This is a genomic window from Lentilactobacillus sp. (genome assembly GCF_040773105.1).
GTDB lineage: Bacteria > Bacillota > Bacilli > Lactobacillales > Lactobacillaceae > Lentilactobacillus > Lentilactobacillus parabuchneri.
Genome location: NZ_JAXGWW010000152.1, coordinates 1 through 4,874, shown reverse-complemented (window position 1 = coordinate 4,874; position 4,874 = coordinate 1). Strand labels below are relative to the sequence as shown.

The 4,874-nt window shown below is 45.3% G+C and carries 5 protein-coding genes and 1 pseudogene; 1 reads left to right on the top strand and 5 read right to left on the bottom strand.

Annotated features, from left to right (window positions below; genetic code table 11):
* Window positions 1–229: 229 nt before the first annotated feature.
* The 5 genes and pseudogenes from AB3112_RS08170 to menB form a co-directional block, all read right to left on the bottom strand.
* Window positions 230–499, bottom strand: a complete 270-nt coding sequence (locus AB3112_RS08170) for an SIS domain-containing protein (RefSeq protein WP_239822838.1) — start codon at window positions 497–499, stop codon at window positions 230–232.
* Between the two features lie 35 nt (window positions 500–534).
* Window positions 535–630 (bottom strand): annotated as a pseudogene (locus AB3112_RS08165) (carbamate kinase); the annotation flags it as partial.
* 12 nt (window positions 631–642) lie between these two features.
* Entirely contained in the window at window positions 643–1,740 is a 1,098-nt protein-coding gene (gene aguA, locus AB3112_RS08160) for an agmatine deiminase (RefSeq protein WP_367334265.1), read from the bottom strand.
* 175 nt (window positions 1,741–1,915) lie between these two features.
* Complete coding sequence (locus AB3112_RS08155) at window positions 1,916–3,346, bottom strand: o-succinylbenzoate--CoA ligase (protein WP_084973298.1); 1,431 nt, start codon at window positions 3,344–3,346, stop codon at window positions 1,916–1,918.
* Between the two features lie 14 nt (window positions 3,347–3,360).
* Window positions 3,361–4,182 carry a 1,4-dihydroxy-2-naphthoyl-CoA synthase gene (gene menB, locus AB3112_RS08150; protein WP_057909026.1) on the bottom strand — a complete coding sequence of 274 codons (822 nt, stop codon included), beginning with the start codon at window positions 4,180–4,182 and terminating at the stop codon, window positions 3,361–3,363.
* 36 nt (window positions 4,183–4,218) lie between these two features.
* Here menB and AB3112_RS08145 point away from each other — a divergent pair, with 36 nt between their 5' ends.
* A complete protein-coding gene (locus AB3112_RS08145; protein WP_084973300.1) occupies window positions 4,219–4,584 on the top strand; it encodes a PaaI family thioesterase in 366 nt (121 codons plus the stop codon).
* Window positions 4,585–4,874: the final 290 nt, after the last annotated feature.

Sequence of the window (4,874 nt, the reverse complement as noted above, 5' to 3'; positions counted from 1 at the left end):
TTATTGAAAACCGCTAAAATCATCTGAGCCATTTGCGGATGAAGCGCGCTAAGGTTTAGTAATACCTTTTTCAACTCATCTGTCTTTGCCTGATTAATCTTCTTAAATACTTCTTGTTGTGGACTCTTGCCCATTGTTATTCCTTTCTGGAAACATTATTTAGGTGAATTGTATCATAATTTATTTACAGTTAATCAAAAAGGATAACATTTTTTAGAACCAACCCTTTCTATAACTTTTTTGATTTTTCATACTCCATAAACTGATAAAGCAACAACTCCATAATCACAATCAATGAAACGTGTGACGTCATGTCAATGCCACTAACCTTGAGTTCACCTGTAAATAAATACAAATTCTCATTACTCATATTTTGGATGGTATTATTATTGGCGCCCGTAATTGAGACAAGCATCGCGTACTGCCGTTGACTCTGGAGATTTTGAATAATTGAAATCAGCTCATCATCTTCACCTGCATAGTCAAAAACAAAGATCACATCGTCCTTCTTGACGTTTCGATAAGCCAACCGTCTTTGGCAGTTTTCTTAACTGCTTTCATTTGAGCTTCGGCCGAAGCGTCCTTTGAAAGGATCGCATTGCCACCTAATGCAACAACAATTTTAGCCAATACGACTTCCTCCTATCTGCCAGATGGCACTTGTTGGGTGATGCAATGAATATTACCACCACCGAGTAAAATTTCGCGGGCAGGAACCCCAATGACTTTGCGATCCGGATACAACCGTTTCAGGGTTTCTTCTGCCTTTTGATCATTTGGATCGTTGAAAGTTGGAAAGACAATCCCACCATTTGCGGTGTAGTAGTTGACGTAGCTGGCTGCAAGACGGTCGCCTTCAAGACGAGGTAAGCTGCCGTCAACGGCGTCAACGCCTTCGCTTTCTTCTTTGGTGATCATAACCGGCTTTGGCACATACAGCTTTTCAACTTGAATCTTTCGACCACGGGCATCCGTTGCGTTACTCAAAATGTCGTAGTTTTCCTTTGAAATTTCGTATTGTGGGTCATTCTTGTCATCAGTCCAAGCTAAGGCAACAACTCCAGGCTTCACAAAGTTAGCGATGTTGTCAACGTGACCGTTGGTTTCATCCAAATAAATGCCCCGCTTGAGCCAAATCACCTTATCCAGGTTCAAGTATTCTTTTAAAACATTTTCAATTTGTTCTTTTGATAATTGTGAATTTCGACCTTTGGAAAGCAGGCATTCTTCGGTCGTAATCAAGGTTCCTTCACCATCAACGTGAATTGATCCGCCTTCCAAAATGAAGTCGTCCAAACGGTAACGATCGGCGTGCTCAAGTTCAGTGACTTTTTGAGCAACCCGGTCATCCTTATCCCATGGGAAGTACAGGCCATCAACCAGGCCGCCCCATGAGTTGAAGGTCCAGTCAACGCCGCGAAGTTCGCCTTCGTCATTGACCACGAAGCTTGGACCACAATCCCGGATCCAAGCATCATCACTGGAGATTTCAATCACTTCAACGTTGTCGGGTAACATATGACGCGCGTTGGCATACTGCCCATCGGAAACGCCAACTGTGACGTGTTCAAACTGAGAAATTGCTTTGGCAACATTGACAAATGTATGCTGTGCGGGTTTTGCGCCATTACGCCAGTTGTCCGGACGTTCTGGCCAGAGAATGTAGACACCCTTATGATGTTCAAATTCGCCAGGCATTCTGAAGCCGTCTTTTTTAGGTGATGATTGTAAAGTTTTCATCGTATTTTGCTCCTTACGTTAAATCGAGTTGTTGGTTTTCACTTAAAAATATACAACATTTTAAAAAAGGGAACCCCGCACTGGGTTCCCTTTTTTGTGATTATTTGTCTACTTTGTACCATTATTATGCCATATGATTTGCTGCGCCGTCAATTCAAACACTCTTAAACCACACTCAAAGAGATGCATCAATTCGCAGCTTTAATTTGAATCGCTGTACTTTGCCACCGGCGTTCATTGGCAACTGGTCAATTTGAATAAATTGCTTTGGAACCTTATAGTGGGCCAATCTTTGGCGGCCAAATTGAATGAGTTCCGGTTCAGAAATTGGTTGATTACCCACCACAAAGGCGACGGCGCGTTGACCCCACTTTGAGTCATCAACGCCAACAACGGCAATTTCATCAACATCAGGACGTTGCAGATAAACCGATTCAATTTCGTCAGGGAAAATGTTCTCACCACCAGAAATAATCATGTCGTCGATCCGACCATCGATATATAAAAAGCCGTCGCTGTCAAAATGGCCAATATCACCTGTCCGATACCACCCATCGGCGGTCAACTTGTCAGACAATGCCTGGGGTCGATTTAAATAACCAACCGTCAGTGCCGGTGTTTTCAATAACACTTCTTGGTTCTTTTCTGCTAATTTGAGTTGGGTCAAAAACAGCGGTTTGCCGACAGAACCAATTCGTGAATCAGCATCTGCATCATTTAGGGCAACAATCTGCGAACAGGTCTCCGTCATACCGTACGATTGAACAACCGGGATTGTTAATTGACGGCAGTCCTTCAACGTTTCAAGGTCAATCGGCCCGCCACCCAGTAACATGCATCTAAAATGCACGTTATAAACATTGCCCTTTTCACGCCGCAAACCCAAGAGTTTTTTGAGCATATAAGGCACAACCGAAATTGTTGAAATCGGTTCAGTAGTTAAAATACGGTCAACGACAACTGGGTTAAAGTGGTCCACCAGCCGGACCGTCATCCCATAAATCAACCCCCGCATCATAATCGAAAAGCCACTAATGTGAAAAATTGGCACTGCACAAAGCCATTCGTCATGTCCAGTCAGCCCAAGGTTAAGCGATGATGAAACTGCTGAGGCAAAGTGGTTGCCGAAGGTTTGCATCACGCCCTTTGGTGCACCGGTCGTTCCCGACGTGTACATAATACTTGCGACATCCGCGTTATTAAATTGATCCACCAATTGATGGGGCTGGGCATCGATTTGCCTGAGCGCGCTGAATTTCATAAATGGGGCCCGAAAATCGGGTCGCCAAAGTGCATCGTCGACCAAGCACACCGCTGCTTGACTGTCAGCCAGTTGACGGCCAATTTCTTCATCTGACAAGCGCCAGTTAATCCAGACAATCGTCTTTCCAGTGCCTAAAACCGCCAGTGCCATCAGATAGCCGGCCAACGAATTTCTAGTCATCATCGCAACCCGCTCGCCTTTTACGGCAGGAGATGCCAGCAATTTCCCAGCAGTCACTTTAACTCGTGACTTCAACTCAGTAAACGTGAGCCGTGTCTGACCATCATCGACCGCAAGTTTGGCTGGTGAAATCAGTGCTTGTTTTAAAATCCAATTATCCAACGCCTTCAACCTCTTTATGGAAATTTGGGGAACTGGTCGAAGTCCGGCTTGCGCTTTTCATTAAAAGCATCCCGGCCTTCTTTTCCTTCGTCCGTGGTATAAAATAACATCGTCGCATCGCCACCCAGCTGCTGGAGGCCAGCCAAGCCATCTGTGTCAGCGTTCATAGCCGCCTTGATAAACCGCAGGGCAGTTGGGGACTTTTGTAGGATTTCGTAACACCAATCAAGGGTTTCGGATTCAACATCTTTAAGCGGAACTACTTTGTTAATCCAGTTCATTTGAAACGCTTCTTCAGCACTGTAGAAATGATTTAGGAACCAGACTTCTTTGGCCCGTTTATGGCCGATCACCCGGGCTAAATAACCAGAGCCGTAGCCTGCGTCAAAGCTGCCGACTTTCGGTCCGGTTTGGCCAAACTGCGCATTGTCAGCGGCAATCGTCAAATCACAAACCAGCTGAAGAATATTTCCGCCGCCGACTGACCAGCCCTTCACCATGGCGATGACCGGCTTTGGGATAATTCGAATTAAGTGCTGAAGGTCGAGCACGTTCAACCTTGCGATGTGGTCTGGGCCAACGTATCCGCCGTTACCGCGAACACCTTGGTCGCCACCCGAAGAAAAGGCCTTGTCGCCCGCACCGGTTAGGATAATGACCCCAATTGTGCTATCATCACGACAGATATTAAATGCATCAATCATTTCTTGGATGGTGACCGGCGTAAATGCGTTCATCTTTTCAGGTCGATTCATGGTAATTTTGGCAATTTTATCTGCCCGTTCAAAAATAATTTCTTTGTATGATTTTACTGCTTCCCATTTAACTGAAGTCATTTGTTTTTATCCTTTCAACCATGGAGTGTGAATAAATTGTCTAATTTAATTGAATTGCTGGGGATTCAAACCGTTTCCGTCAGCAAAACTAAAGTTATTATATCACTAGAAGTCACTGATTCTGTCAAACAACCGTATGGTATCGTCCACGGAGGGATCAACTCGGTCCTGGCGGAAACGGCGGCCTCGATTGGGGCAAATCGGCTCCTCGACTCGGACCGATATGCAGTCGGGATTAATATCTCAACTCAACATCTAATGCCGGCCGAATCAGGAACTCTGGTGGCAACCGCTGAACCACTGCATGTCGGCAATCGAATTCAGACTTGGCAGGTAGAAATTGCGAATAACAACGTTCTGACCAGTACCAGTGTGGTCACATTGACGACGCTCAAAAAATAAGTGTGCACTAAACAGCGGTTAGCTTCCAGAGTAAAAGAAAAGGTTCGGAGATGAACAAAGGCGTTCATTGCCGAACCTTTTTACTTTTCCTTTTACCTAGCGAAAACGTGCTTCGATGGCCGCAAACAGTGTGCAGCGCCTAGTCCTGTGGACGACGCAACTGATGCTAACTTCTAAGGGGAATTCAACCAAAGCCCCAAGTTCCGGGGCTTTGCTTAAATCCCCCTTAGAAACCGCATCACCCGTTGCTCGGCGCACTACTTGATGAAGATGTTCGTTTTACCTTTCCT